The organism is Microbacterium sp. NPDC089987 (assembly GCF_044748505.1).
GTDB lineage: Bacteria > Actinomycetota > Actinomycetes > Actinomycetales > Microbacteriaceae > Microbacterium.
Window position 1 is genome coordinate 928950 of record NZ_JBIVGE010000002.1, and the last position, 25429, is coordinate 954378.

The following is a 25429-nucleotide window of genomic DNA, read 5'->3' on the forward strand; positions in this document are numbered from 1 at the left end:
GTCTGCCCGACGCCCGCGACTCACGCGGGCGTCAGCACCGGTTCGGCCGACGGTTCCGGATGCCGTACACTTGAGGGGCAGTTGTCTGCATCCTTCACCGTGCCTCAGGGTCGCGGCGGGGAGGTGGACCCAGAGGCCGGTCGGTCTCTAGGGCGGTAGCTCAATTGGCAGAGCAGCGGTCTCCAAAACCGCAGGTTGCAGGTTCGATTCCTGTCCGCCCTGCGCGTCAGCGCATGCTGACTCACGAAAGGTACGTGCATGGACCAGGACGACGTTCGCGGCGACATCGCCGCCTCGGGCACCTACGCCCTGCGCGACAGCAAGCTCGGCTTCTTCGGACGCATCGCCCTGTTCTTCCGCCAGGTCATCAGCGAACTTCGCAAGGTCGTCACGCCGACCCGCAAGGAACTCATCAAGTTCACCACTGTGGTGTTCGTCTTCGTGCTGATCGTCATGGGTCTGGTCTACGGACTCGACTGGCTCTTCGGAACCGGCGCGCACTACGTCTTCGGAGTCCCGCTGAGCTGATGAGCCCACTTCGACGGTCCGTCCCGCGGGCCGTCGCAGCGATTGGAAAGAAGCAAAGTGTCTGACAAGTATTCCGACGACGCCGACTGGGCGACCGCTGCCGAGCAGTCCAGCGAAGAGGACGAGTCCCAGGAGGGCAACGTGCTCGCCGAGCAGGAGCAGTCCTCCTCGGCCGCCGAGCACAGCGCTCTGCACATCGAGGGTGAGACCGGCGTGGAGTACGACGACACCGACGATGACATCGAGATCGAAGACCCGGAGGCGGACGCGATCGTGAACGACGCTCTGAACCTGGACGAAGCGGCTGAGTCTGAAGCAGCCGCCGAGGTCCTCAACGACGCTGTGGCGGAGGAGTCCGCCGAGGCCGAGGCCGCTGCGGCCGACGAGGTCACCCCGTACGACGGCCCCGAGGTCGACGACGCTGACGACGCCGTCGAGGAGGACCCCTACGAGGCGTTCCGCATGGACCTGCGCATGCTTCCCGGCAAGTGGTACGTCATCCACTCCTACGCCGGCTTCGAGCGCAAGGTGAAGGCCAACATCGAGCAGCGCAAGTCGACGCTCGAGGTCGAGGACGACATCTACCAGATCGAGGTCCCGATGGAGGACGTCGTCGAGATCAAGAACGGCCAGCGCAAGATGGTCAACCGCGTGCGCATCCCCGGCTACGTGCTGGTGCGCATGGAGCTCAACGAGGACACCTGGTCGGTCGTGCGCCACACGCCCGGTGTCACCGGCTTCGTGGGCAACGCCCACAACCCGACCCCGCTGCGCTTCGAAGAGGCGTTCAACATGCTGAAGTCGCTCGTCGAGGTCAAGGACGTCCCCACCGCGAAGTCCATCGCGGCGAAGGGCGGCGTCGCCGTCGCCCGTCCGATGGCGGCCGAGGTCGACTTCGAGGTCGGCGAGACCATCACGATCAAGGAGGGCTCGTTCGCGGGTCTGCCCGGAACGATCAGCGAGATCAACGCCGCCAGCGGCAAGCTCACGGTTCTCGTCTCGCTCTTCGAGCGCGAGACCCCGGTGGAGCTGTCGTTCGAGCAGGTCACCAAGATGATCTGACGCCTCCGCGTCTGCAGAGCGCCCCGTTGGCTTCGGCCGGTGGGGCGTTCTGCATCGGGTATACTTACATGGTTTGTGCACTTCTTCGATGGGTCCCTGAGCCCGTCGAAGGGTACCGCGCCCCGGAGACGCCGGGGAAGCGGGAGAGGGATGCCCTGGGCATCCGCTCGATGAAAGGAAAATCATGGCACCCAAGAAGAAGGTGACCGGCCTGATCAAGCTTCAGATCAACGCCGGTGCAGCCAACCCGGCGCCGCCGATCGGCCCCGCGCTCGGTCAGCACGGCGTGAACATCATGGAGTTCTGCAAGGCGTACAACGCCGCGACCGAGTCGCAGCGCGGCAACGTCATCCCCGTGGAGATCACCGTCTACGAGGACCGCAGCTTCACGTTCGTCCTGAAGACCCCGCCGGCAGCCGAGCTGATCAAGAAGGCCGCAGGCGTCGCGAAGGCCTCGGCCACCCCGCACACCGTCAAGGTCGGCAAGATCACCAACGACCAGGTTCGTCAGATCGCCGAGCAGAAGCAGGCCGACCTGAACGCGAACGACATCGACGCCGCGTCGAAGATCATCGCCGGAACCGCCCGCTCCATGGGCATCACGGTCGAGGGCTGAGGGAGATAACAATGGCTACCAAGTCCAAGGCATATGAGGCTGCTCTCGCGAAGATCGAGGCAGACCGTTTCTACACCCCGACCGAGGCCGTGGCTCTCGCGAAGGAGACCGGTTCGGCGAAGTTCGACTCGACCGTCGAGGTCGCGCTGAAGCTCGCCGTCGACCCCCGCAAGGCCGACCAGATGGTGCGCGGCACCGTCATGCTGCCGCACGGCACCGGCAAGACCGCTCGCGTCATCGTGTTCGCGAACGGTGCAGCCGCTGAGGCCGCCATCGCCGCGGGCGCCGATGAGGTCGGCAGCTCCGAGCTCATCGAGAAGGTCGCCGGCGGCTGGACCGACTTCGACGCCGCCGTCGCGACCCCTGAGCTCATGGGCCAGGTCGGTCGCCTCGGAAAGGTGCTGGGCCCGCGTGGCCTGATGCCGAACCCGAAGACCGGCACCGTGACCCCCAACCCGGCCAAGGCCGTCGAGGAGATCAAGGGCGGAAAGATCGAGTTCCGCGTCGACAAGCACGCCAACGTGCACTTCATCGTCGGCAAGGCCTCGTTCACCGCTGAGCAGCTGGACGAGAACATCGGCGCTGCGCTCGAGGAGATCGTCCGCCTCAAGCCGTCGAGCTCGAAGGGCCGCTACATCCAGAAGGGCGCCGTGTCGACCACGTTCGGCCCCGGCATCCCGCTGGACGTCAACGCCATCTGACGCTGATCGACCGGGCCGCTGAGCCCGTCGTCGCAAGGCCCCCGCCGGTTCGCCGGCGGGGGCCTTCTGCGTGTCACGCGGCGACATGCACGACCGCCCATGCAGGTTCGGCGCATAGTGTGAGATCACCGCACCACCGCACCACCGCACCCCAGGAGGGCTTTCCATGTCCCGTCGTCTCATCGCCGCCACCGCACTCGTCTTCGCCGCCGCAGCGCTCACCGCCTGCAGCGGTTCGAGCGCTCCTGCCTCGAGCGGATCGGCCACGTCCGGCGGCTCCGACTTCGGACTCGTCGAAGACGGCACCCTCACCGTGGCGACCGAGGGCACGTACCGGCCGTTCAGCTTCCACGCCGACGGCGGCACCGGCGAGCTGACCGGGTTCGACGTCGAGATCATCCAGGCGGTCGCCGACAAGCTCGACCTGAAGGTCGAGTTCCAGGAGACCCAGTGGGACGCGATCTTCGCGGGCCTGGATGCCGGACGCTTCGACGTCATCGCGAATCAGGTGACCATCAACGACGACCGCGAGGCGAACTACCTCTTCAGTGCTCCGTACACCGTCTCGCCCGGAGTGATCGTGGTGAAGGACGACGACGACTCGATCAGCTCGTTCGCCGACCTCGACGGCAAGACCACCGCGCAGTCGCTGACCAGCAACTGGAACGACCTCGCAAAGGAGTCCGGCGCCAAGGTCGAGGGCGTCGAAGGGTGGGCGCAGGCGGTCGCGCTGCTGCGTCAGGGGCGGGTGGACGCGACCATCAATGACAAGCTCACCTTCCTCGACTACGAGACCAGCGACGGTCCCACGGGGCTCAAGATCGCCGCAGAGACCGATGAGGCCGGCAAGCAGGCCTTCGTCTTCACCAAGGACAAGACGGCGCTCGTGAAGGCCGTCGATGAGGCACTCGAGGAGCTGCGCGCCGACGGCACCCTCGCCGAGATCAGCGACAAGTACTTCGGCGAGGACGTCACCGAGTAGGCTCGCCATCGATGGACGCCTGGCAGCTCTTCCTCGACTCGCTGGGGCCGATCGCGCTCGCCGGTGTCACGGTGACCGTGCCGCTGGCCCTGGTCTCCTTCGCGCTCGGCCTGCTGATCGCCGTCAGCATCGCGCTGATGCGCATCTCGGTGAATCCGGTGCTCTCGAACGCGGCCCGGTTCTACATCTCGGTGATCAGGGGCACCCCCCTGCTGGTGCAGCTGTTCGTGATCTTCTACGGGATGCCCTCGATCGGCATCACCATCGACCCGTGGCCCAGTGCGATCATCGCCCTGTCGCTGAACGTCGGCGGCTACGGGGCCGAGGTCGTGCGCGCCGCGATCCTCTCGGTGCCCAAGGGTCAGTGGGAGGCAGCCTATACGGTGGGCATGAACCGCGCCCGCACGCTGACGCGGATCATCCTGCCGCAGGCGGCCCGCGTGTCGGTGCCGCCGCTGTCGAACACCTTCATCTCGCTCGTGAAGGACACATCGCTCACGTCGCTGATCCTCGTCACCGAGCTGTTCAAGGTCAGCCAGCAGATCGCGTCGACCACGTACCAGTTCATGGTGCTCTACCTGGCCGCGGCCCTGGTGTACTGGGTGCTCTGCCTGGTGCTGTCCTTCGGGCAGAACGCCCTGGAGAGGAGACTTGATCGACGTGTCGCGCATTGAAGGATCCGTGCCGCTGCTCACCGCGACGGCGCTGCACAAGAGCTTCGGCGACAATCACGTGCTGCGCGGGATCGATCTGAGCCTGCACCGCGGCGAGGTCGTCGTGCTCATCGGGCCGAGCGGCTCGGGCAAGACGACAGTGCTGCGCTCGCTGAACGGACTCGAGACGCCGGATTCGGGGTCGATCGTCATCGACGGCGGTCCGGATGTCGACTTCGCGGCGGGCGTCACGCAGAAGCAGCGCCTCGCCCTGCGCGACCGGTCCGCGATGGTGTTCCAGCACCACAACCTCTTCCCGCACCTGACCGTGCTCGAGAACGTGATCGAAGGGCCCTGGCGGGTGCAGGGGCGCCCGAAGGCGGAGGTCATCGCCGAGGCCCGCGGGCTGCTCGAGCGGGTGGGCCTGGGGGAGCGGGCGGATGCTCGTCCGCATGAGCTCTCCGGAGGACAGCAGCAGCGAGTGGGCATCGTCCGCGCGCTCGCCCTGCGACCCGACCTGCTGCTCTTCGACGAGCCGACCAGCTCGCTCGATCCCGAGCTGGTCGGGGAGGTCCTCCTCGTGATCAAGGAGCTGGCGGATGAGGGCTGGACGATGGTCGTCGTGACACACGAGCTCAGCTTCGCGCGGGAGGCGGCGGATCACGTGCTGTTCATGGACGGTGGGGTCGTGGTCGAGCAGGGGTCGCCCGCGCAGATCTTCGGCGCGCCGCGCGAGGAGCGCACACAGCGCTTCCTCACGCGCATCCTCCGTCCGCTCGACGGCGGCTGATCCTCGTGCCGGTCAGCCGGTGAAGACGGGCAGCACCAGCAGGATGCCCATGAGCACGAGCAGCGCGGCGATGATCGTGTCGAGGATCCGCCAGGCGCGTGGTGTGCGCAGCCACCGGCCCAGGTGCCTGGCCCCGAAGCCGAGCGCGAAGAACCAGGTGATGCTGCCGAGGATCGCGCCCGCCGCGAAGAGCCAACGACCATCGCCGTGCGTCGCGGCGATCGAGCCGATCAGCAGCACCGTGTCGAGATAGACGTTCGGGTTGAGGTAGGTGAATGCGAGCGTGGCGATGAGCACCGGCACCAGCCGGGTGCGGGTCGCGGTGGCGGTGCTGCCGCCGACCGCTGCTTCCGATCCGGACGCCTGTGCGGCATCCGCCACGAGGGTCTCACCGTCTGCCGCCCACGCGCGGCGGGCGGCGAGGACCCCGTAGACGACGAGCGACAGGCCGCCGAGCCAGCGCGCGGCGACGATGAGCCAGGGCAGCTCCGCGATCAGGAAGCCGAGTCCGGCGGTGCCGACCAGCACGAGCGCGGCGTCGGATACCGCGCAGATCAGAACCACGGGAAGGACGTGCTCGCGGCGCAGTCCCTGCCGCAGCACGAAGACGTTCTGCGCGCCGACGGCGATGATCAGCGAGTACATGAGTCCGAGGCCGGAGAGGAACGTGAGCACGGGTCAACGGTACGGGCGCTCGCGCATCAGCACCAGCGAAGCGATCTGCAGTTACATTAGCCTCGCTTATATGAAGATCGATGCGCAGCTCGCGTCAACCGTCGCTATGGTGATCGATGAGGGCAGCTTCGAAGCGGCCGCTCGGCGGCTGCACGTGACGCAGTCCGCCGTCAGCCAGCGGATCAGGGCGATCGAGCAGCAGATCGGGCGAGCGGTCGTGGTGCGCTCGCGTCCGGTCCGCGCGACGGAGGCCGGTGAGGCGCTCGTACGGCTGGCCCGGCAGGTGGCGCTGCTCGAGCATGACGCGGTCACGGCGTTCGGTCTCGGCGACGCCGCGCCGGGCTCGCCGCGCGTGCGTATCCCCCTGGCTGTGAACGCCGACTCGATGGCCACCTGGTTCCTCGCCCCGCTCGCGCGCGTCGCGCGACGGCATCCGATCGATGTGGATCTGCACCGCGACGATCAGGACTACACCGCGCGCATGCTGGAGTCCGGCGAGGTGATGGCGGCCGTCACCAGCGAGGCCGAACCCGTCGGCGGCAGCGCCGTCACGCCGCTCGGTGTGCTCGAGTACCGCGCGATGGCCACCGCCGACTACGTCGCCGACTGGTTCCCGAGCGGCGTCACGGCTGACGCGCTGGCTCGTGCGCCGTTCGTCGACTTCGATCGGCGCGATGCGCTGCAGCAGGGATGGCTGCGCGCGAGGGGAGTGGAGCCATGGCAGGTGCCGCGGCACTACGTGCCCGCGTCGCACGACTTCTCCGAGGCTGTCCGGCTCGGGCTTGGGTGGGGACTCATCCCGGCTCCGCACGTCGCCGACGGTCTCGTCGAGCTCGGCGAGCCGCGCATCCGGGTGCCGTTGTACTGGCAGCAGTGGAATCTGCGCTCGCCGCTGCTCGACGCGATCGCCGAGGAGGTGGCGGCGGAGGCCGCCCGCGTGCTCGCGCCGCTGTGAGCGGCTACTCGGACAGGGCCAGGGCCCGGAACATGTCCCGCTCGCGGAGCGCCGACCGACGGCTCGGGGCCAGCGGCGCCCGCGTCGGCGGCGCCTGCCCCGTCGTGCGACGGTAGAGCTCGTCGATCAGACGCGTCGCGAGGGCGACGAGCTGACCGATCTCCTTCTCGTCGCGATCGATCCACACCGAGCGCGGCTCATCGTGGATCGGGTTGAAATCATCGTGCTCCTCCCACACGAACAGCGTGCGCTCGGCGCCGAGCACATGCTGCTGCCACCAGACCTGACGAAGGTAGGTGCGGGGGATGGTGCGCCAGGACTTGTTCGTGGTCTTGATCTCGGCGAGCAGCACGCGTCCATCGCCGTCCACGCAGACGCCGTCCGGAGTCGCCAGGTGCCGCTTCTCGATCTCGGCGTGGAACAGGGCCGACGAGGGCAGGATGCCGTGAGTCGCCGCCACCCATGCCGCGATCTCCGGCTCGCGGCGGCGGCCGTGATCCGTGTACGCGTTGCCGCCGAAGCGGGGACCCGCGCCGAGCTTGGCATCCGCCGCGCGCGTGATCGAGGCCTCACCGGAGAGTCCGGCCACGTCGGTGGCGGTGATCCCACGCGCTCGCGCCCGAAGCCAGGCGACCCTGTCGCGGGAGTCCGCGAGGATGCGCGCTTGGAGTTCGGGAGTCACCTCAGAAGCCTAACGCTCGCCCCCCGCATCCCCTCCCTCCCACGCCGCCCCCGTCCCCCGTCCCCGTTCCTGTCCCCGTTCCCCGTCCCCATCCCCGTCGAGAGCACGGGACCTCGCCGAACGCACGAGGTGTTCGCGTGAACGAGTCGTGCGCTCGCCGAGGTCCGGTGCTGTCGACGCAGGGAAGAGATATCCACAGAGGGGAGTTGTGCACAGATCGTGGGATCGGCGCGAGGGAGCGGATGCCAGGGCGCTGAGGATGACGGACATGGCATTCGAACAAGACGCGCTCATCGCTCGCATCCGTCGTGCCGGGTCGGATGCGCTGCTGCCCGACCTCGTCCGCTCGCGCGAGCACCTGCTGCTCGACGGATGGACCGATCGTGAGATGGCGCGTGCAGTCGCCGGGGGAGCGCTGCTCCACCTCCGACGAGGTTGGTACGTCGATGCCGAAGCTCACGCGTCACTTACGCCGGAACAGCGACATCGTGTGCAGATCATCGCCGTCGCGCGTGATGGCCACGGCGGCGCGGCGATGTCGCACACCTCTGCCGGCGTGCTCTGGGGGCTGCCCTTCTACCGCATCGATTTCGCACGAGTGCACATGACGACCGATGCGCCTCGCCGCATCTCGAGCGCTCCTGACGTGATGCGACACGTCGCACCACTCGGTGCTGATGACCTGGTCGTGGTCGACGGCATCCGGTGCACGAGCCTCGATCGGACGGTTTTCGATCTCGTGCGCACGCTGCCGTCGGAAGCCGCAGTCTGCGTGGCCGACGCCGCCGAACGTCTCATGGCAGAGCGGATCCGCGAATGGGATCAGGATGCCGTCGCGTCATGGAGAGCCAGCCTGACGGACCGGCTCGAAGGCAACGCCGGAGCCCGCGGGATGAGGCAGGCGCGCTGGATCTCGGAGTTCGCGGACGGACGCGCGCAGCTGCCGGGTGAGAGCGTGAGCAGGCTGCAGCTTCACCGGCTGGGCTTCCCGGCTCCTGACCTGCAGGTTCCGGTCCGCGGGCCGAAGGGGAAGATGTACTTCGTCGACTTCGGGCTCGACGGATGCAACAGCTTCGGGGAGTTCGACGGCGAGCAGAAGTACCTTGACGAGGCCCTGCGGTCCGGCCGCACTGTGGAGCAGGTGCTCCTCGACGAGAAGCACCGCGAGGATTGGATCCGAGGTACGACAGGTCGGCGCTTCGCCCGGTGGGGCATGGCCGACATCCGCTCGCCCAGGACGCTGGCATCCCGTCTCTCGCACTTCCATATAACGCCACCCTGATCACCGGCCTCTTCTTCGCGTCGAGAGCACGGGATCTCGCCGAACGCACGAGACGTTCGCGTGAACGACCCGTGCGCTCGGCGACGTCCCGTGCTCTCGACGAAAGCGGGGGCGGGAGGATTTGGGGGAGAGGGGCGGATGCCGTACAATTGGGCGTAACCGAAGACCGCCGGTCATCGTCGTGTGCGAACAGGACGATCGAAGCACTGCTCAGCAGGGGCCCGCGCAGGTGTGCGAATACTTCTCGAAGCTCCGTGCGCTTGCGTCGGAGCTTTTCTCATGTCGTGGGGCGGTCGAGGTCGACGTCCCGCATCCGCGTGGCGTCCGTACACGTAAGGAGTGACCATGGCGCAGAAGGATGCAACGGTTGCCGAGCTCACGAAGTCTTTCGAGAACTCGAACGCCGTCCTGCTGACCGAGTACCGCGGTCTGACGGTTGCCCAGCTCAAGGAGCTGCGCACCAACATCCGTCAGGACGCGGAGTACGCCGTGGTGAAGAACACGCTGACCAAGATCGCCGCGAACAACGCGGGGATCACGTCGCTGGACGAGGACCTCAAGGGCCCCTCGGCTGTGGCGTTCGTGCACGGTGACTTCGTCGCCACTGCCAAGGCTCTGCGTGACTTCGCCAAGGCCAACCCGCTTCTCGTGATCAAGGGCGGCGTCTTCGAGGGCAACGCCCTCGATGCCGACGAGGTCAACAAGTACGCCTCGCTCGAGAGCCGTGAGGTTCTGCTGGCGAAGGCTGCGGGCATGATGAAGGCGACGATGGGCAAGGCTGCCGCCACCATCGACGCGCTTCGCGAAAAGCTGGAGACCGCAGAGGCCGCGTGAGCGACCGGCGATTTCCTCACACAAACCCCATTCATTAGGAGAAAACATCATGGCGAAGCTTTCCACTGAGGAACTGCTGGAGCAGTTCGCAGGCCTCACCCTCGTCGAGCTCAGCGATTTCGTGAAGGCGTTCGAGGAGAAGTTCGACGTCACCGCGGCTGCCCCGGTCGCCGTTGCCGGCGCTGCCGGTGGCGCTGGCGCTGCTGAGGCCGAGGAGGAGAAGGACTCGTTCGACGTCGTCCTCGAGGCCGCCGGTGACAAGAAGATCCAGGTCATCAAGACGGTCCGCGAGCTCACCTCGCTGGGTCTCGGCGAGGCCAAGGCCGTCGTCGACGGTGCTCCGAAGGCCGTCCTCGAGGGCGCCAACAAGGAGACCGCCGAGAAGGCGAAGGAGGCCCTGGAGGCCGCCGGCGCCACGGTCACCCTCAAGTAATCACGCCTCACCGCGTACAGAAGGCCCCCGGTTCACGCCGGGGGCCTTCTGCCGTCTCAGGTTCTGCTGCCGGGCGGGTGCGCTACGCCCGCGGCACCGCGGTCGAGGAGCGGACGACCATCTCCGAAGCCACGGACAGCTGCTCGGCCGGCGCGTCAGGAGCATCCATCCTGCGCAGCAGCAGCTCGACCGCGGCGAGCCCCTGCATCCGCGGCCTCTGCCGCACCGTCGTCAGCGAGAACATCTCCGCGTGCGCGTGGTCGTCGATGCCGACCACGCTCAGCTCCGCCGGCACAGACAGCCCGAGGCGCCTGGCGGCGATGATGCCGCCGATCGCCGCCTCGTCGCACACCGCGGCGAACGCCGTCGGGCGGTTCTGGCGATCCCCGAGCATGCGCACGCCGGCGTCGTATCCGCCGGGTGTCGTCGAGTCGCCAGGCGCATGCCTGACGGCCGCCTCCAGCGACGCGGCCGCCATGGCGGCACGGTAGCCGCGCAGCCGCTGCGCGTCGCCGTAGGCGTGGGTCGCCGCGTCCTCACGGCCGCCGAGGAATGCGATATCGCGATGTCCGAGGTCGATGAGGTGCTCGGTCGCGATGCGGGCCGCGGCCTCGTCGTCGATCGCGACCGAGCTGTTCTCCTCGCGGTAGGCGCCGACGCTCACCAGCGGGGACCTGACCCGGACCAGACGCGACAGCTCGTGGGTGCTGGGCTGGATGCCGACGGCGATGATCCCGTCGAGTCGGCGGCGGGGGAGCACATCGGAGAAGAGCCGGGCGCGCTCATTCGAGCCCTCCTGGATCCCGTAGAGCACCAGATCCTGTCCGGCATCCAGCAGCCCCTCCTGGATCCCCGCGAGGAGCTCTGCGAAGAACCATCGATCGAGCGCGGGCATGATCACGCCGACCGACAGCGAGCGACCGGTGGCGAGGGTCGTCGCCGAGGAGTGGGCGACGTAGTGCAGCTCGCGCGCGGCGGATCGCACTCGCTCGCGCGTATCGGCCGAGACATAGCCGCCGCCGCTCAGCGCACGGCTCGCCGTGGCCTTGGAGACGCCTGCTCTCGCGGCGACATCGGCGATCGTGCTCATGGGGCTCCTCGAGTCGGCTCCGTCAGGCTACCCGGCATCCGACGTGGAAGGGAACCGGTTCCACGCGCTACACTTTGGGAGCGCTCCCAAAGCCGTGATCACGTATGCACAACGGTTGTGCGGTTGTCTCCGCGTGGCATTGTGCCGGGGCGCCCAGGGCAAGTAGGTTGTCCTGGAATCGGTTCCTCAACGCTGCGGATTCTCCGCCGAACGAGGTCCGGAACACCCTGGAAGAGGAGAAATCACATGGCTCTGTCACAGCGATACCGCCTGCTTGCTCCCCTCGCACTGCTCGGCGCGACTGCGATCGCCCTGGCCGGCTGCGCGGAGGCCTCATCGGGAGGGGGCGATGACGGCAACGTCGAAGGCAAGACCGTCCGCATCTCCGGAGGCATCACGGGAGGCGAGGCTGATGCACTGAACAAGTCCTTCGAGTCCTTCGAGAAGGACACCGGCATCAAGGTCGAGTACACCGGCGACAAGGGCTTCGAAGGCAACATCGTCACCAAGGTGACCGGTGGCGACGCACCCGACATCGCGATCGTCCCGCAGCCGGGTCTGCTGAAGACGCTGGTCGAGACCGGCAAGGTCACCGAGGCTCCTGACGCGGTGTCGAAGGCCGTCGACGAGAACTGGTCGGAATCGTGGAAGGAGATCGGCACGTTCGACGACACGTTCTACGCGGCGCCGATGCTCGCCAACCTGAAGGGCTACATCTGGTACTCGCCCGCCAAGTTCAAGGAGTGGGGCGTCGAGACGCCCAAGACCTGGGACGAGATGATCGCGCTCACCGACACGATCCGCGAGAAGACGGGTGCCGCCCCCTGGTGCGCCGGGTTCGCCTCGGGTGACGCATCGGGCTGGCCGGGAACGGACTGGGTCGAGGACCTGGTGCTGCGCACCGCCGGCGCTGATGTCTACGACGACTGGGCTTCAGGCGACGTGGAGTTCACCGACCCCCAGATCAAGAAGGCGTTCGACGCGGTCGGCACCATCCTGCTGAACCCGGACTACGTCAACGCCGGCTTCGGCGACGTGAAGAGCATCAACTCCACCGCGTTCGGTGACGTCGCGGCCAAGGTGGCCGACGGCAGCTGCGCGCTGACCCACCAGGCGTCGTTCCTCTCGGCGAACTTCCTCGATGTGAAGAACGCCGACGGAGAGACCCCTGAGGTCGCACCCGACGGCGACGTCTACGCGTTCATCATGCCGGGCATGACCGAGGGCGAGCTGCAGGTCGAGGGTGGCGGCGAGTTCGTCGCCGGCTTCAACGACAACGCCGCGACCCAGCAGGTGCTCGAGTTCATGGCGTCCCCCGAGTTCGCCGACGCACGCGTCAAGCTCGGCGGCGTCATCTCCGCCAACAAGAACGCCGACGCGAGCCTCGCGAGCAGCGAGTTCCTCCAGGAGGCGATGAAGGTCGTGCAGGAGCAGGGCGACAACGTCTTCCGCTTCGACGCGTCCGACCTCATGCCGTCCACGGTCGGCTCGGGCTCGTTCTGGAAGGGCATGGTCGACTGGATCGACGGCAAGGACACCGACCAGGTGCTGAGCGACATCCAGGCAGGCTACGAGAACTAGTCGGTCGCGCTGGTCTGAGCGCAATCCGCTGGTGAAGGCGGGGTCGGGCAGCGATGCCCGACCCCGCATCCGTACTCAGAAGGGGATCCCATGTCACTGCTGACAGTCGACGACGACAAGGACACGGCGGAACTGCCGAAGACAACGCACGGGGTGGATGCCAGAGGGCGCCGGATCACGCAGATCGTGGTCATCGCCGGCTTCGTCCTCGTTGTCGCGATGCTGTTCCTGCTCATCATCTCGGCACCGGTCGAAGACCCCGCGCGCATCGCGCTGGGCCCGGTTTCGCTGAACAACTTCTTCCTGTGGCTGGGCGGGCTCCATCCCCTGGCGCAGATTCCCGCCGTGCTGCTGGTCTTCGGCGTCGTGGTCGGCATCGTGCTCGTGCTGATCGAGTACGCGCCGCGTCCCGGCAGGGGCTACTTCATCATGCGACTCGTCGCATGCCTCGTCATCCCCGTGCTCGCGCTGCTGCTGCTTCGGCCCTACTCGAACGCCGTGCTGTACGTCGTCGCGATCGCGCTGCTCTCGGGCGCTCTGCTCTTCTTCGCCGACTACCGCTCGCGCCAGGGCGCCGGCTACCTGTTCCAGCTCATCCTCTTCATGGCCCCGGCGGCGATCATGCTGCTGCTGGGACTCATCTACCCGGCCATCGCCACCTTCGTGAAGTCGTTCTTCGACAAGCGGGGCGAGGAGTTCGTCGGACTCGACAACTACATCTGGGTGTTCACGAACCCGGTCGGCACCTGGTCGGTGATCAACACTCTGATCTGGGCGCTGCTCGCCCCCACCATCTCGGTCGCCTTCGGCCTCGCCTACGCCGTCTTCATCGACCGGGCTCGCGGCGAGAAGGTGCTGAAGGTGCTGGTGTTCATGCCCGTCGCCATCTCGTTCGTCGGCGCCGGCATCATCTGGAAGTTCATGTACGACTACCGCCAGGGCGATCAGCTGGGTCTGCTCAACGCGATCGTCACGATGTTCGGCGGTGAGCCGGTGAACTGGCTGGCTGTCGAGCCGCTGATCAACACCTTCATGCTGCTGATCGTCTTCATCTGGACCCAGACGGGCTTCGCGATGGTGATCCTCTCGGCCGCCATCAAGGCCGTCCCCGCCGAGCAGCTCGAGGCCGCCGAGCTCGACGGCACGAACGCCTGGCAGCGGTTCTGGAACGTCACGGTCCCCGGCATCCGCTCGTCGCTGATCGTCGTGCTGACCACCATCACGATCATGTCGCTGAAGGTGTACGACATCGTCGCGGTGATGACCGGCGGTCGCGACAACACCACCGTCCTCGGCTTCGAGATGGTCAACCAGCAGCAGCGCTTCCAGAGCTACGGGCACTCGTCGGCGCTCGCCGTCGTGCTGTTCATCTTCGTGCTGCCCCTGATCATCTACAACGCCCGGTCGCTGACCAAGCAGAGGGAGATCCGCTGATGAGCGCCACAGAAGCCATCGTCCGCGACACGCGCACGAAGCGTCAGGTCGCGCGCGACACCCGCCGCAACGAGGCGGTCGCCCACAAGAAGCTCACCTCGAAGGGGGCGACGATCGCCGCGGTCATCATCGCGGTGTTCTGGACCATACCCACCTTCGGGCTCTTCGTCACGTCGTTCCGACCCGGTGCCGACACGCAGTCGACCGGATGGTGGACGGCGTTCACGAACCCGGAGTTCACGCTCGAGAACTACTCAGAGGCGCTCAACGCCGGCGGCACCTCGACCACGCTCGCCACGGCCTTCATCAACTCGCTGGCGATCACGGTGCCGGCCACGGTGTTCCCGATCGTGATCGCGGCGCTCGCCGCCTACGCGTTCGCGTGGATCGACTTCAAGGGTCGCAACCTGCTGTTCGTGTTCGTGTTCGCCCTGCAGATCGTGCCGCTGCAGATGGCCCTGGTGCCGCTGCTGAGCCTGTTCTCGGAGGGACTCACGATCAACGATGTGATGGTCTTCCCGGGGCTCACGCTCAACGATGTCGACTTCAGCTTCGCCCGCGTGTGGATCGCTCACGCGATCTTCGCCCTGCCACTGGCGACGTTCATGCTGCACAACTTCATCGCCGAGATCCCCGGTGACATCGTCGAGGCCGCGCGCGTCGACGGGGCGGGACACGGCCAGGTGTTCTTCCGCATCATCCTGCCGCTGGCGATGCCGGCCATCGCCTCGTTCGGCATCTTCCAGTTCCTCTGGGTGTGGAACGACCTGCTGGTCGCGACGATCTTCGCATCGCCCGGCGCGCTGCCGATCACCCAGGCGCTGAACTCGCTGTCGGGAACCTGGGGCAACCGCTGGTTCCTGCAGTCGGCCGGAACCTTCATCTCGATCATCGTCCCGCTGATCGTGTTCTTCGCCCTGCAGCGGTTCTTCGTGCGCGGCCTGCTCGCCGGAGCGACGAAGGGCTGACCTCGAACCCGCTCTCGCTGAGCCGGTCTCAGCCCAGCAGCACGAGAAGGACGTGCGACGGCTGATCTGCTTCAAGCTCGTGCAGCACCCCGGCGGTGACGGTGATCGTCCCGCCGGGGGAGAGCACGTGCTCCGTCCCCGCGACCCGGAACCGGATGCCGCCGGCGACGACCTGCACGAGGATGGGCACCGGCGCGCGGTGCTCGCGCATGACCGAACCTGCGTCCATCGTCAGCATCCGGATCTTGTACCCGTCCCCGTCGACGACGCGGTGCGGGCGCACCCGCCCCGGGTCGACCGGGTGCGCCTGGACGAGATCGGCGGCCGAAGCGCCCAGAAGGAGAAAGGGATCGACGCTCATAGCCGAAGATTAGCGCGGTCACGGGGCACAATGGGACGATGAGAAGACGCACGCTGCTCATCGCCGGAAGCGCGACGCTCACGCTCGCCGCCTTACTGGGCGTGCTCGTGGTGCTGCTTCCGCGGGGCGCGACGATCGGGCTCGACGTGTTCTGGAACGACTTCATGTCGCACGTACGGCAGAACTGGATGCTGTCGGCCGCGTACCTGCTGAACTGGATCGGCGGGGGGTGGGTGGCCATCATCCTCGTGCCGCTGCTGATCGTGCTGCTGCTCGTGCTGCTGCGACGATGGCGCGGGGCCGTGTTCGCGGCGTTGGCGTTCGTGCTGAGTGCCGGACTCACCCAGCTGCTGAAGGAGATCTTCGCCAGAGCGCGTCCGGACGACATGCTGGTGACTTCGGACTTCGGATCATTCCCGTCCGGGCATACCTCGAATGCGGCGACCATCGCGGTGGTGCTCTGGCTGGTCTTCCCTCGGGTGTGGATGGCGATCATCGGGGTCGTCTGGGTGGTCGTGATGGCGCTGTCGCGCACGCTTCTCGCTGTGCACTGGATCACCGACACCGTCGGAGGTGCGCTCGTCGGCGCGTCGGCCGCGCTGCTCGTCGGCGCCTTCGTGCTGAGCTGGGCGTCACTAGGCTGGACGCCGACCCCCGACCCCGCACCGAGGAGCCCCCGTGACGAAGACCCGTCCCTACCGTGATGCCGATCGCGATGCGCTCTACGACATCTGCGTGAAGACGGCGGATGCCGGCGGCGACGCGACCGGCATGTTCACCGACGACCGCCTGTGGGGTGACGTCTTCGCGGTGCCGTACGCGGTGCGGCATCCGGATCTCGCGCGGGTGGTCGAGTCGGACGACGGCCGCACGGTCGGATACATCGTCGCGACCGACGACACGGATGCCTTCGAGCGGTGGTTCCGCGAGGAGTGGTGGCCTTCGAAGCAGAGCGCATACGCGCTCTCCGGTGCTGCCGAGCCCACCCGCCAGGACGGCATCATCCGCTACGCCAGCCGTCGCGCACCGGGCAGCGAGAAGCACGCGGCGGAGTATCCCGCGCACCTTCATATCGATCTGCTGCCCGAGACGCAGGGGCAGGGGCTCGGTCGTCGGCTCATCGAGACACTCTTCGACGAGCTGAAGAGCCGGGGCGTGCGCGGACTGCACCTCGGCATGAACCCGACGAACACGGGCGCAGGCGCCTTCTATGAGCGTCTCGGCATGCACCGACTGGACTCGAACCCCGACACGACCATGTACGGCGTGCGCTTCACCTGAGCAGTCGGTTCTGGTCCGAAGCGACGTGCGCGATCGGATAGGATGAACAGGTTGTTTCCTGGTGACGTGTCCGAGCGGCCGAAGGAGCACGCTTGGAAAGCGTGTGTTGTGCAAGCAACCGCGGGTTCGAATCCCGCCGTCACCGCCAAAGCACCGAACGGCCCTCGCACAGCGGGGGCCGTTCGCGGTGAGAGCCCCGAGCACCACCCCACGTAGAATCTCCTGGTGCCCACTCCGAAGATCGTGCTGTTCTACGCGTTCGCGCCGCTCGCGGACCCGCAGGCGATCCGCCTCTGGCAGCGCGATCTCTGCGAGGCGCTCGCCCTGCGCGGGCGCATCATCATCTCCGAGCACGGCATCAACGGCACGCTCGGCGGCGACCTTCCCGCGGTGAAGAAATGGGTGCGGCGCTTCCGCCAGCATCCGGCTTTCGCAGACGCCGACATCAAGTGGAGCGAGGGGACGGCGATCGATGCCGACGGCTACAGCGCCGACTTCCCCAAGCTGAGCGTGAAGGTGCGCGACGAGATCGTCTCGTTCGGCGCCCCCGAAGAGCTGCAGGTCGACGCGCACGGCGTGGTGGGCGGCGGCGCCAGGCTCGACCCCGAGCAGCTGCACAGCCTGATCGCCGAGCGCGGCGAAGAGGTGGTCTTCTTCGACGGTCGCAACGCGCTCGAAGCCGAGATCGGCCGATTCAAGAACGCGATCGTGCCCGACACCGACACCACCCGCGACTTCGTCCGTCTGCTGGATGAGGGCGCGTACGACGATCTGAAGGGCAGGCCGGTCGTCACGTACTGCACCGGCGGCATCCGCTGCGAGGTGCTGTCGAGCCTGATGGTCTCGCGCGGCTTCGGCGAGGTGTACCAGCTCGACGGAGGCATCGTCCGCTACGGCGAGAAGTACGGTGACGACGGTCTCTGGGAGGGATCGCTCTACGTCTTCGACAAGCGCGGAGCCGTCGACTTCAGCGACCACGCCGCCGTCATCGGCACGTGCGCCGGGTGCGGTGCCGCCACCAGCCGCACCGCGAACTGCCCGGACGCATCATGCCGCCGCCAGTTCGTCGTCTGCGCGGACTGCGGCACCGTGCCGTGCGCGGATCACGCGCCGGCTGTCTCAGCCTGAGCCCGCTCAGCGGCGCAGCAGCGATGCGGGCAGCAGCCATGCGAGCAGGCGTCGGCGGCCGCTGACGCTCAGCTCCAGATCCCCGAGCACCCGACGCAGCGCCGCGTCCAGTTCTCCTCCCGCAGGGCCGCCCTCGGCATAGCTGCGGCGCTCGACAGCGTTCACCAGCTCGCCGATCGCCTCCGCGTTCGCACCCCGCGCCGCCACGAGCGACTGCGCGCGGGTGCGCGCGGTGTCGGATTCGTGCAGCGACAGTCGCAGGTCGGCCATCGTGTCGGCCACCTCGCGCCATGCGGCGATCGCGTCGCCGCCGGCAGCGCGCCGTGTCCGCAGCATCCGGCGCAGCGCGCGTGCCAGCCCCGGCAGCAGAAGCACGACCAGCACCCCGGCGATGCCGAGCGCCACGGGGGTCGGGTCGAACTGTCGCAGCGCACTGTCGCCCCCCGCTCCGGGATCCTCGTCGCGGCGATCGGGACCGCCCGTCGGCGCCGTCGACGGGGCCGCCGTCGGCGCACCGGAAGCGGTCGGCACGTCAGCGTCGCCATCGCCGCCGGACCCCGCATCGGAGACGAAGCCGGTCGGCGTTCCGAGCGTCGCTGTCGGCTCGAACGGCACCCAGCCGATGCCGCGGAAGTACACCTCGGGCCAGGAGTGCAGCCTGTCGCTCGTGACGGAGTACACGCGCTGGTCGCCCCGCTTCTCCTCGGTCGCCGTGCCGGGCAGATAGCCGACGACGATGCGAACGGGCATGTCGAGTGCCTGCGCCATCAGCGCGAAGGCGCCGGCGAAATGGATGCAGTATCCGCTGCGCACGTCGAGGAAGGTCGCCACGGCATCGGCACCCGTGCCGTCGAAGCCGTCCTCGACCGGGGCGTCGAGCGAGTACTCGAACTCCGAGCGGAACCAGTCCTGCAGGGCGAGCAGCCGATCGTAGTCGGTGTCGGTGCCGCTGGTGACCTCGCGCGCGAGCTCGCCGATGATCTCCGGGAGATCACCCGCCGGCGCTGCGACGAGTTCCGCTCGGCCGGCAGAGCTCGCGCGGATCTGCTCGAGGCTCGGCGCGGGGGTCGCCGTCTGCACGGTGTAGTCGGCACCGGCGGCATCCTGCGTCGAGCTGATCACCGTGCGGTTGAGCGGCATCGCCTGCCAGCCTCGCGGCAGCCCGCTGATCTCCTCGGCGGCGTACGGAACGGGCAGCCGTGAACTCGACATCCCCACGACCCGGATCGAGACCTCGTGCTCGACCGTCTCGATGTCATCCGTCCACTGTCGAGCGCCGAAGCCGTCCTCCACCGGGTTGCGGTCGGAGCGATCAGGTCGCCAGACCTCGCCGTCGAACCTCGACAGCGTCGCCAGCCGCAGATACGGAGGGGCGGCTGCCGAGGTGACGACCGTCAGCGCCTCAGTCTCGTTGGGCCGTCGCAGGTCGTCGCCCAGCCGCAGGTCGGCGTTGACCGTCGGCATCTGCCCGTGCCCTCCGGCGGCGACGCTCAGGGGAAGACCGGGGGAGACGAAGACGGTGGCTGCGATGGCCGCTGCGCCGATGAGCCCGGCCGCCACGAAGGACGAATGGCGGATGGCGTCGCGATCATGTCTGGCGCCGAAGCGCAGCACGATCAGGATCATGATCGCCTGCAGCACGAACCACACCAGATTCACCGAGCCGAAGGTCAGCAGCATCGGCACGGCGCCCACGATCGAAGTGAACAGCACGGTGAGCACGACCAGCCGCTGAGCCAGCAGATGATCGACGAGCAGCGCGACCAGCGCGAACGCCACACCCATCGCCGTGGTCATCGAGACCGTCGAGTCGATCGGGGCGACGCCGTTCGAGATCTCGTCGACCGCGCGCTGCAGGCGCAGCCCGGTCAGCTCGAAGGTCGCCGCAGTGGGCACGAGACCGAACTGGGCAGCCTCGCTCGCCAGCAGGATCGTCAGCGCGAGGAGGAGGACGACCAGCTGCAGTAGCAGAGTGAGAAGCGACCGGATGCCTTCCCGCAGCCCCCGGAAGAGCCTTCGCCCCGCCACACCCGACGCCGCTGTCGCGGCGATGATCATGACGACCACGAACGTCCACGCGCCGGGAGCGATGACCCCGGTGTACGGCCACATCGCGACGAGGGTCGCCACCAGGGCCAGCATCCCGGCCCCGACCACCCCTGGCCGCGGTGCAGTGCGGACCGGCTCAGCCATGGGGTGCCTTCGCTCGCGGCATCGCTGCTTCCCACGCGTCGGCCGGGTCGGCCGTCGCGTGCAGCGCGGCGACGTGCCAGCCGCGACCGGCAGCGACAACGAGCGCCTCGGGGCGAGCGCCCGCCGCGATGAGCATCGGCGCCGAGGCGCCCGCTGTGCTCAGGCGTGCGGCATCGTCGGCACCGATCGCCCCGGTGATCAGCACCAGCGGGCCCGGGGGCGTGCCGCCGATGATGGCGCGCAAATCGCGGGGCTCACCGCGGGGTGTCACGGTCGCCAGCGCGACCATCAGCCCGTCCCGGTCGTCCTCGTGCCCGCGCAGCGCGCCGAGCAGCGAACCGGCGCTGTCGAAGACGTCGACGCTGTAGCCGTCCTGCACGAAGCACAGCGCGGCAGACGCGCACAACGAGACCGCCGCCTCGAAGGCAGGGTCGACGCCGTCACCCGGACGCGCCCAGCGCGCCGCTGCGCGGTCGAGCACCACGACGGCGTCGGGGCTGGCCTCTTCCTCCTCCTGCCTGACCATCAGCGAGCCCCGGTGCGCGGTGGCACGCCAGTGGATGCGCCGTCGGGAGTCGCCGGACAGGTAAGGACGAGGGATGAGGTTGTCTGCCCCCTGCCCGAGCCGCGTCGAGCGAGTCTGCGCCGCGCCGCCCGCCGCCCCCACCTTCGTCGGCAGCGGAGCGAGCGCGTGCACCTGCGGCACGACCGTGACCATCCGCGTCTCGCCGAACGACTGCACCCGCTGCGCGAGACCGAACGGATCGACGGTGCGCAGCAGCAGGGGGCCGAGCGTCGCCGTGCCGCGGCGCACCCCCTCGAGCTCGTAGTGCAGCAGCCGCGTCTCGCCGGGGTACTCGCCCGCGGCGTCGCCGCGCACCGCCTCCGGGAGAGTGTCGCTCCAGCGTCCGTGCGGGATGCCGGGAGCGTACAGCTCGAAGCGCACGCTCACCTTCGACGTCTCGCCGACCGCGAGCAGGTCGGTGGAGATCTGCCGCCACACCTCGCCGCGTCGCCGCGGCGCGCGCACGACGAGCAGCGCGATGAGCGGCAGCACGACGAGCAGCACGCCGAGGTACAGCAGCGCGCGGGCGGCGAGCACGTTGGCGGCGATGCACAGCATGACCCCGAGCAGCAGGCACGCTGCCCCTCGTGTGGTCAGCGGACGGGTGCGCATGACATGCTCAGACGCGTGCCGCGAACGGCACCGGCACGCGCGCGACGATCTGACGCAGAGCCGCCTCGACCGGCTGCGCTCCCGCCCGGTGCACACCGCGCGCCGCCAGCAGCCGGTGCGCGAAGACCGGGATGACCAGGTCGGCCAGATCGTCGGGCACCACGTATTCGCGGCCGTCGAGGGCGGCGACCACCTTCGCCGCGCGCACCAGCTGCAGGGTCGCCCGAGGGCTTGCCCCGAGATGCAGGCTCGGATCCTGCCGCGTGGCCTGCGCGAGCGCGACGGCGTATTCCTCGAGAGACTCGGCGACGTGCACGCGTCGCGCCCAGGAGATCAGCGCGCGGACCGTCGCGGCGTCGGCGACGGGCGCGATGGCGGAGAGCGGGTTGGCGGTGTCGCGCTGGCGGAGCATGAGCGTCTCGGCGGCGGCATCCGGATACCCCATCGAGATGCGCATCATGAACCGGTCGCGCTGCGCCTCGGGAAGCGGATACGTGCCCTCCATCTCGAGGGGGTTCTGCGTCGCCACCACGAGGAACGGGTCGGGAAGCAGATGAGTGTCGCCGTCGACGGTGACCTGATGCTCCTCCATCGCCTCGAGCAGGGCCGACTGGGTCTTCGGCGAAGCGCGGTTGATCTCGTCGGCGATCACGATGTGCGCGAAGATCGCCCCGCGCTTGAACTCGAACTCGCGCTCCACCGGGTCGTACACCGCGACGCCGGTGACATCGCCCGGCAGCAGGTCGGGGGTGAACTGGATGCGGCGCACGGTGGCATCCACGCTGGCTGCCAGCGCGCGGGCGAGCATCGTCTTGCCCACGCCCGGCACGTCCTCGATGAGCAGGTGCCCCTCGGCCAGCAGGCAGACGAGAGCGTTGCGCACGGCCTCGGCCTTGCCGTCGATCACCGAGGAGACGGAGGCGGTGATGCGCGACGTGTGCTGGGTGAACTGCTCAGCAGTGAGCGGTGCGTTCTCGTGCATGCGGGCCCTCTCGTGCGCGACGGTGCGTGTGATGATCGTAACGCCGTCCGACCGACGCCGTCGCCGCCTGCGAACGGGGCTGCGCAGGCGAGCGGCGGATCAGCACCACACCGAATGCCGTGGCGCCGTGCTGTCGATCGCTTCGTGCTGCGCCCGAGCCGCGCGCAGCACGACCAGACCCTCCGCTCCCTTCAGCTCGATCAGCTCCCCGCCGCCGAAGGTCTGCCGCCAGAGCGCGGCGAAGTCCTCGGCATCCGCCCGCCGCCTTCCGATCTGCTGAGGCACGGCGAGGTAGGTCCGCTCCCGCGCGCCGACGCGCAGCACGAACCGCGGAGTCCGCACCGGGCCGAAGAGCTCCTGCACCGCGTCGGCCAGCACCCGCCGTGTCTGCGGCGGGCCCTCGAACAGCAGCCGCACTCGTGTGGATCCGTCTGGGAGAGGCTGCGCGGTCACCGCTATGGCCTCGTCAGGGAGGGCCGCGATCCGTCCCGCCGAATGCAAGGCGCGCGCGACGGTCACTGCCGCGAGGTGATGGACCCGTGCCGGATCCCTGCGCAGACGGAGTGCTCGCCGCACGTCCTCGCCACGTCGAACGAGCGTGAACAGCGCGCCGGCACCCAGCGCCGCGCCGAGCCCGCCGAGCAACGGCAGGTGCAGCGCGAGCGGGCCGGAAGCCAGAGCGAGTGCTGCGCCACTCGCCAGTGTCGACAGCGCGAAGGTCCGAGAGGTGCCCGCGGTCAGCGCCGGGACCAGCTGGACGACGCCCCTGCGTCGCGCGCTGCGCACGGCGAGCGCTTCTCGCTCCCGTGCCGGCAGCGTCTCGCCGATGCGCCAGTCCGCCCGGGTCTGCGCGCGGGAGCGCTCCGCGGCGAGCACAGCCGCGTTGAGGGCGGCGACGCTCGTCTGACGGTCTTTCCCGATGACACGCGAGAGCAGAGCGCGTTCCGGCGCGGCGAGCACCGTGCCGAGGCCCGACACGATCTCGGAGTGGTCATCGGCGCTCAGCCCCCACAGGTGACCGTGACGCCGTCGCAGCCGTTCGATCTCGCCGCGGTCGTCGAGCGAGACGTGCGGCGGGATGAGACAGACGACCGACCAGTTGTGCGCCACCTTCTCGGGCCATGCGGGGTCGAGTCGCAGGGTGCGCCCGCGCAGCTGCTGAGTGGCGGTGCTGGTGGCGACGGTGGTCAGATCGACCAGGGTGTTCACGGCCGGGCAGTCCCAGCCCTCGCCGAGAAGGCCACGCGTGCCGACCAGCAGGCGCACAGTGCCATCGGCGACGAGGTGCGACACCGCGGCGACCAGACCCGATCCGCTCACGCCCCTCGCCCCCAGCCTGCGCGTCGCGCCGGGTGTCTCCTTGACCTCGACCGGAGTGCCGAGGAGGCGGCTGAGCGCGTCGGCGACGCCATGCGCTGCGGTCGCGGTGGTGCGCAGGTGCTCGCCCGTGAGCAGCACCGGCGACAGCGCGGCCGTGATCGGATCGGCGGCGAGCATCTCGAAGATGCGCAGCACGCCCGGAGCCGCATCGCCGGTGAGTCCTCGAGTGTTGCCGGATTCCACCACGTCGGTCACCACGACCGCGCGCACCCGCTCGCCGTCCGCAGCGCTCAGCTCGTGGCGGATGATCTCGACGGCGGCGTGGTCCTTCGCGACAGAGGCCGCCAGCGTCGACTCGACCGGGTCGCGTCCGCGGCGCAGGCCTCGATCGGTGAGATGCAGCCCGAAATCCGCCAGCGCCCCCTTCAGGAACCGCCACTGCGGGTGCGCGTCGGGATCGGCCAGCAGCCGGTCGAGCGCGAACCTCGCGAGCACCTGCAGCAGGTCGTCTGTGCTCGGCCTCCCGAACAGGCTCGGTTCGAGGAGCACGGCGAGCGGATGCCCGGGAGCGACTGCCCGCAGCACGGACCCGCATGCGGTGGCCAGTGGGAAATCCGCGCTCAGCGCGCGGTCGATGTCGCGGCGGGCGCGCTCGTCGGACGAGGACGCGGAGTCATCTGCTGTCTGCTGGTCATCGACCGTCGGCTGAAGCTGATCGACGAGGAAGCCGAGTCCGTCGGGAGACGAGAGCACCTGTGTGACCAGCTCGTGCAGCTGCGCCTCGCTCCGGCGGATGAAGTCGGCCTCCTGCGGCACGGGCTCCGTGAACCAGACGCGGGCGCGGTAGGGAGCGAGATGGCCCTCCTTGACGACCGCCGGAGTGGGCACCTCGTAGTCGACGTCGCCGAGCAGCTGGCTGTAGTTGTCGAAACCCGTCTCGTCGTCGGGCGAGGGCAGCGTGGCTGTGAGCCCGATCAGCAGGCCCGTGCCTCCGCTCGCGCGGATGCGCGATCTGAGATAGGCGACGACGAGCGCCCAGTGATCGAGCAGATGGTGGCATTCGTCGAGCACCACCGTGTCGACGCCCGCCTCGACCACGCGGTCGATGAGCGCGATGGCGTTCGGGTGCAGCGCACGGGCGATCTCGTCGGGCCTGGCGCGGCTGAAGCGGCGCCGCAGCGCGGAGGCGCGACTGCGGATGCCCCGAGCATGCTGCGCCGGGTTGTCGACGGACAGCGTCGCGAGCCAGGTCGCCGCGTCGGATGCCGTGCGCCCGGATGCCGTCAGCTCGTCCAGCCACTGCCGGGAGGCCAGCTCGTCGAAGGGTGAGCTGTCGCCGGTGACGCTCAGTCGCTGGTACGTCAGCACCGTCAGGTCCTTCAGCTCGGCGGGATCGTCCGAGACGGCGTCCACATCGTGCGCGAGATCACGCGCGGTGCGCACCCACTGATCGCGGATCGTCACGCTCGGGGCGAGGACGAGCGCTCTGTGCCCGACGCGAGCGGCGAGCAGCAGGCCCAACAGCGTCTTTCCCGAACCAGGAGGGGCGACGACATGCATCGCCGAGTCAGCCGGGTCCGCAGGGATGCTGCGCAGCGCCTCGGCCTGATACGTCCTCAGCTCGCCATCGAAGCGCCAGTGCGCGAGCGGTCGTGAAAGAAGGGAGGGCATCGATCCGAGCCTAGGCATACCGAGCTGCTGTTCGAGCGCCGGTCCGCGTT

At 68.6% G+C, this 25429-nt stretch carries 25 protein-coding genes and 2 tRNA genes; 19 read left to right on the forward strand and 8 right to left on the reverse strand.

Annotated elements, in window-relative coordinates; translation table 11 throughout:
- Nucleotides 1–149 precede the first annotated feature (149 nt).
- The 8 genes from ACIPV2_RS12150 to ACIPV2_RS12185 all read left to right on the forward strand — a co-directional run bounded on the left by ACIPV2_RS12150 (nt 150) and on the right by ACIPV2_RS12185 (nt 5332).
- Nucleotides 150–222 (forward strand) — tRNA-Trp (locus ACIPV2_RS12150).
- 36 nt (nt 223–258) lie between these two features.
- Complete coding sequence (gene secE / locus ACIPV2_RS12155; protein WP_101188530.1) at nt 259–528, forward strand: preprotein translocase subunit SecE; 270 nt, start codon at nt 259–261, stop codon at nt 526–528.
- Nucleotides 529–585: 57 nt separating this feature from the next.
- The gene (gene nusG / locus ACIPV2_RS12160) at nt 586–1590 is read left to right on the forward strand and encodes a transcription termination/antitermination protein NusG (protein WP_101188531.1); all 1005 of its coding nucleotides are present in this window, start codon (nt 586–588) and stop codon (nt 1588–1590) included.
- A gap of 184 nt (nt 1591–1774) precedes the next feature.
- The gene (rplK, locus tag ACIPV2_RS12165; RefSeq protein WP_101188532.1) at nt 1775–2206 is read left to right on the forward strand and encodes a 50S ribosomal protein L11; all 432 of its coding nucleotides are present in this window, start codon (nt 1775–1777) and stop codon (nt 2204–2206) included.
- A gap of 11 nt (nt 2207–2217) precedes the next feature.
- The gene (gene rplA / locus ACIPV2_RS12170; RefSeq protein ID WP_101188533.1) at nt 2218–2907 is read left to right on the forward strand and encodes a 50S ribosomal protein L1; all 690 of its coding nucleotides are present in this window, start codon (nt 2218–2220) and stop codon (nt 2905–2907) included.
- Between the two features lie 166 nt (nt 2908–3073).
- Nucleotides 3074–3889: an amino acid ABC transporter substrate-binding protein gene (locus tag ACIPV2_RS12175; protein ID WP_400841586.1), complete on the forward strand. Its 816-nt coding sequence runs from the start codon at nt 3074–3076 to the stop codon at nt 3887–3889.
- 11 nt (nt 3890–3900) lie between these two features.
- A complete protein-coding gene (locus ACIPV2_RS12180) occupies nt 3901–4563 on the forward strand; it encodes an amino acid ABC transporter permease (protein WP_400841588.1) in 663 nt (220 codons plus the stop codon).
- Nucleotides 4550–5332: an amino acid ABC transporter ATP-binding protein gene (locus ACIPV2_RS12185; protein ID WP_101188536.1), complete on the forward strand. Its 783-nt coding sequence runs from the start codon at nt 4550–4552 to the stop codon at nt 5330–5332. Before ACIPV2_RS12180 ends, ACIPV2_RS12185 begins: the two co-directional genes overlap by 14 nt.
- A gap of 12 nt (nt 5333–5344) precedes the next feature.
- Here the strand turns inward: ACIPV2_RS12185 and ACIPV2_RS12190 are convergent, their stop codons facing one another.
- Entirely contained in the window at nt 5345–6007 is a 663-nt protein-coding gene (locus ACIPV2_RS12190; RefSeq protein WP_400841590.1) for a LysE/ArgO family amino acid transporter, read from the reverse strand.
- 70 nt (nt 6008–6077) lie between these two features.
- Here ACIPV2_RS12190 and ACIPV2_RS12195 point away from each other — a divergent pair, with 70 nt between their 5' ends.
- The gene (locus ACIPV2_RS12195) at nt 6078–6962 is read left to right on the forward strand and encodes a LysR family transcriptional regulator ArgP (protein ID WP_400841592.1); all 885 of its coding nucleotides are present in this window, start codon (nt 6078–6080) and stop codon (nt 6960–6962) included.
- Nucleotides 6963–6966: 4 nt separating this feature from the next.
- Here the strand turns inward: ACIPV2_RS12195 and ACIPV2_RS12200 are convergent, their stop codons facing one another.
- Nucleotides 6967–7644: a YqaJ viral recombinase family protein gene (locus tag ACIPV2_RS12200; RefSeq protein ID WP_101188538.1), complete on the reverse strand. Its 678-nt coding sequence runs from the start codon at nt 7642–7644 to the stop codon at nt 6967–6969.
- 268 nt (nt 7645–7912) lie between these two features.
- Between ACIPV2_RS12200 and ACIPV2_RS12205 the strand changes: the two genes are divergently transcribed.
- The 3 genes from ACIPV2_RS12205 (at nt 7913) to rplL (ending at nt 10193) form a co-directional block, all read left to right on the forward strand.
- Nucleotides 7913–8926, forward strand: coding sequence for a hypothetical protein (locus tag ACIPV2_RS12205; RefSeq protein ID WP_400841595.1), 1014 nt, complete (start codon nt 7913–7915; stop codon nt 8924–8926).
- A gap of 345 nt (nt 8927–9271) precedes the next feature.
- Nucleotides 9272–9760 (forward strand): 50S ribosomal protein L10, encoded by a 489-nt coding sequence (gene rplJ / locus ACIPV2_RS12210; protein WP_101188548.1) that lies wholly within the window; start codon nt 9272–9274, stop codon nt 9758–9760.
- 49 nt (nt 9761–9809) lie between these two features.
- Complete coding sequence (rplL, locus tag ACIPV2_RS12215) at nt 9810–10193, forward strand: 50S ribosomal protein L7/L12 (protein WP_101188549.1); 384 nt, start codon at nt 9810–9812, stop codon at nt 10191–10193.
- 82 nt (nt 10194–10275) lie between these two features.
- Here rplL and ACIPV2_RS12220 read toward each other — a convergent pair whose 3' ends face one another.
- Nucleotides 10276–11283: a LacI family DNA-binding transcriptional regulator gene (locus tag ACIPV2_RS12220; protein ID WP_400841597.1), complete on the reverse strand. Its 1008-nt coding sequence runs from the start codon at nt 11281–11283 to the stop codon at nt 10276–10278.
- A gap of 246 nt (nt 11284–11529) precedes the next feature.
- On the opposite strand from ACIPV2_RS12220, the gene ACIPV2_RS12225 reads away from it, so the two are divergent.
- From ACIPV2_RS12225 to ACIPV2_RS12235, 3 genes are all read left to right on the forward strand, one after another.
- A complete protein-coding gene (locus tag ACIPV2_RS12225; protein WP_400841599.1) occupies nt 11530–12864 on the forward strand; it encodes an ABC transporter substrate-binding protein in 1335 nt (444 codons plus the stop codon).
- A 90-nt stretch (nt 12865–12954) separates the two neighbouring features.
- A complete protein-coding gene (locus tag ACIPV2_RS12230; RefSeq protein ID WP_400841601.1) occupies nt 12955–14298 on the forward strand; it encodes a carbohydrate ABC transporter permease in 1344 nt (447 codons plus the stop codon).
- On the forward strand, nt 14298–15266 hold the full coding sequence (locus ACIPV2_RS12235; protein WP_101188553.1) for a carbohydrate ABC transporter permease: 969 nt from the start codon (nt 14298–14300) through the stop codon (nt 15264–15266). The genes ACIPV2_RS12230 and ACIPV2_RS12235 overlap by 1 nt, the downstream gene beginning before the upstream one ends.
- A 28-nt stretch (nt 15267–15294) precedes the next feature.
- On the opposite strand, the gene ACIPV2_RS12240 is transcribed toward ACIPV2_RS12235, so the two are convergent.
- Nucleotides 15295–15627: an AraC family ligand binding domain-containing protein gene (locus tag ACIPV2_RS12240; protein ID WP_400841604.1), complete on the reverse strand. Its 333-nt coding sequence runs from the start codon at nt 15625–15627 to the stop codon at nt 15295–15297.
- Between the two features lie 38 nt (nt 15628–15665).
- Here ACIPV2_RS12240 and ACIPV2_RS12245 point away from each other — a divergent pair, with 38 nt between their 5' ends.
- From ACIPV2_RS12245 to ACIPV2_RS12260, 4 genes are all read left to right on the forward strand, one after another.
- Nucleotides 15666–16331, forward strand: coding sequence for a phosphatase PAP2 family protein (locus ACIPV2_RS12245; protein WP_400841606.1), 666 nt, complete (start codon nt 15666–15668; stop codon nt 16329–16331).
- Nucleotides 16306–16908 carry a GNAT family N-acetyltransferase gene (locus ACIPV2_RS12250; protein ID WP_400841608.1) on the forward strand — a complete coding sequence of 201 codons (603 nt, stop codon included), beginning with the start codon at nt 16306–16308 and terminating at the stop codon, nt 16906–16908. The genes ACIPV2_RS12245 and ACIPV2_RS12250 overlap by 26 nt, the downstream gene beginning before the upstream one ends.
- Before the next feature lie 60 nt (nt 16909–16968).
- Nucleotides 16969–17056 (forward strand) — tRNA-Ser (locus ACIPV2_RS12255).
- Nucleotides 17057–17133: 77 nt separating this feature from the next.
- The gene (locus tag ACIPV2_RS12260) at nt 17134–18036 is read left to right on the forward strand and encodes a rhodanese-related sulfurtransferase (RefSeq protein WP_400841610.1); all 903 of its coding nucleotides are present in this window, start codon (nt 17134–17136) and stop codon (nt 18034–18036) included.
- A 6-nt stretch (nt 18037–18042) separates the two neighbouring features.
- On the opposite strand, the gene ACIPV2_RS12265 is transcribed toward ACIPV2_RS12260, so the two are convergent.
- The 4 genes from ACIPV2_RS12265 to ACIPV2_RS12280 form a co-directional block, all read right to left on the reverse strand.
- Complete coding sequence (locus ACIPV2_RS12265) at nt 18043–20229, reverse strand: transglutaminaseTgpA domain-containing protein (protein ID WP_400841612.1); 2187 nt, start codon at nt 20227–20229, stop codon at nt 18043–18045.
- Nucleotides 20222–21406, reverse strand: coding sequence for a DUF58 domain-containing protein (locus tag ACIPV2_RS12270; protein ID WP_400841614.1), 1185 nt, complete (start codon nt 21404–21406; stop codon nt 20222–20224). Before ACIPV2_RS12270 ends, ACIPV2_RS12265 begins: the two co-directional genes overlap by 8 nt.
- Nucleotides 21407–21413: 7 nt before the next feature.
- Nucleotides 21414–22388, reverse strand: a complete 975-nt coding sequence (locus tag ACIPV2_RS12275; RefSeq protein ID WP_101188559.1) for a MoxR family ATPase — start codon at nt 22386–22388, stop codon at nt 21414–21416.
- Nucleotides 22389–22487: 99 nt separating this feature from the next.
- Nucleotides 22488–25379: a DEAD/DEAH box helicase family protein gene (locus ACIPV2_RS12280; protein WP_400841616.1), complete on the reverse strand. Its 2892-nt coding sequence runs from the start codon at nt 25377–25379 to the stop codon at nt 22488–22490.
- Between the last annotated feature and the right edge of the window lie 50 nt (nt 25380–25429).

Excerpts from the sequence above, each read along its gene's own strand:
- secE (WP_101188530.1), top strand. The coding sequence starts at position 259 with ATGGACCAGGACGACGTTCGCGGCGACATCGCCGCCTCGGGCACCTAC.
- rplK (WP_101188532.1), top strand. The coding sequence starts at position 1,775 with ATGGCACCCAAGAAGAAGGTGACCGGCCTGATCAAGCTTCAGATCAAC.
- rplA (WP_101188533.1), top strand. The coding sequence starts at position 2,218 with ATGGCTACCAAGTCCAAGGCATATGAGGCTGCTCTCGCGAAGATCGAG.
- ACIPV2_RS12175 (WP_400841586.1), top strand. The coding sequence starts at position 3,074 with ATGTCCCGTCGTCTCATCGCCGCCACCGCACTCGTCTTCGCCGCCGCA.
- ACIPV2_RS12180 (WP_400841588.1), top strand. The coding sequence starts at position 3,901 with ATGGACGCCTGGCAGCTCTTCCTCGACTCGCTGGGGCCGATCGCGCTC.
- ACIPV2_RS12195 (WP_400841592.1), top strand. The coding sequence starts at position 6,078 with ATGAAGATCGATGCGCAGCTCGCGTCAACCGTCGCTATGGTGATCGAT.
- ACIPV2_RS12205 (WP_400841595.1), top strand. The coding sequence starts at position 7,913 with ATGGCATTCGAACAAGACGCGCTCATCGCTCGCATCCGTCGTGCCGGG.
- rplJ (WP_101188548.1), top strand. The coding sequence starts at position 9,272 with ATGGCGCAGAAGGATGCAACGGTTGCCGAGCTCACGAAGTCTTTCGAG.
- rplL (WP_101188549.1), top strand. The coding sequence starts at position 9,810 with ATGGCGAAGCTTTCCACTGAGGAACTGCTGGAGCAGTTCGCAGGCCTC.
- ACIPV2_RS12220 (WP_400841597.1), bottom strand. The coding sequence starts at position 11,283 with ATGAGCACGATCGCCGATGTCGCCGCGAGAGCAGGCGTCTCCAAGGCC.
- ACIPV2_RS12225 (WP_400841599.1), top strand. The coding sequence starts at position 11,530 with ATGGCTCTGTCACAGCGATACCGCCTGCTTGCTCCCCTCGCACTGCTC.
- ACIPV2_RS12230 (WP_400841601.1), top strand. The coding sequence starts at position 12,955 with ATGTCACTGCTGACAGTCGACGACGACAAGGACACGGCGGAACTGCCG.
- ACIPV2_RS12235 (WP_101188553.1), top strand. The coding sequence starts at position 14,298 with ATGAGCGCCACAGAAGCCATCGTCCGCGACACGCGCACGAAGCGTCAG.
- ACIPV2_RS12240 (WP_400841604.1), bottom strand. The coding sequence starts at position 15,627 with ATGAGCGTCGATCCCTTTCTCCTTCTGGGCGCTTCGGCCGCCGATCTC.
- ACIPV2_RS12245 (WP_400841606.1), top strand. The coding sequence starts at position 15,666 with ATGAGAAGACGCACGCTGCTCATCGCCGGAAGCGCGACGCTCACGCTC.
- ACIPV2_RS12265 (WP_400841612.1), bottom strand. The coding sequence starts at position 20,229 with ATGGCTGAGCCGGTCCGCACTGCACCGCGGCCAGGGGTGGTCGGGGCC.
- ACIPV2_RS12270 (WP_400841614.1), bottom strand. The coding sequence starts at position 21,406 with ATGCGCACCCGTCCGCTGACCACACGAGGGGCAGCGTGCCTGCTGCTC.
- ACIPV2_RS12275 (WP_101188559.1), bottom strand. The coding sequence starts at position 22,388 with ATGCACGAGAACGCACCGCTCACTGCTGAGCAGTTCACCCAGCACACG.
- ACIPV2_RS12280 (WP_400841616.1), bottom strand. The coding sequence starts at position 25,379 with ATGCCCTCCCTTCTTTCACGACCGCTCGCGCACTGGCGCTTCGATGGC.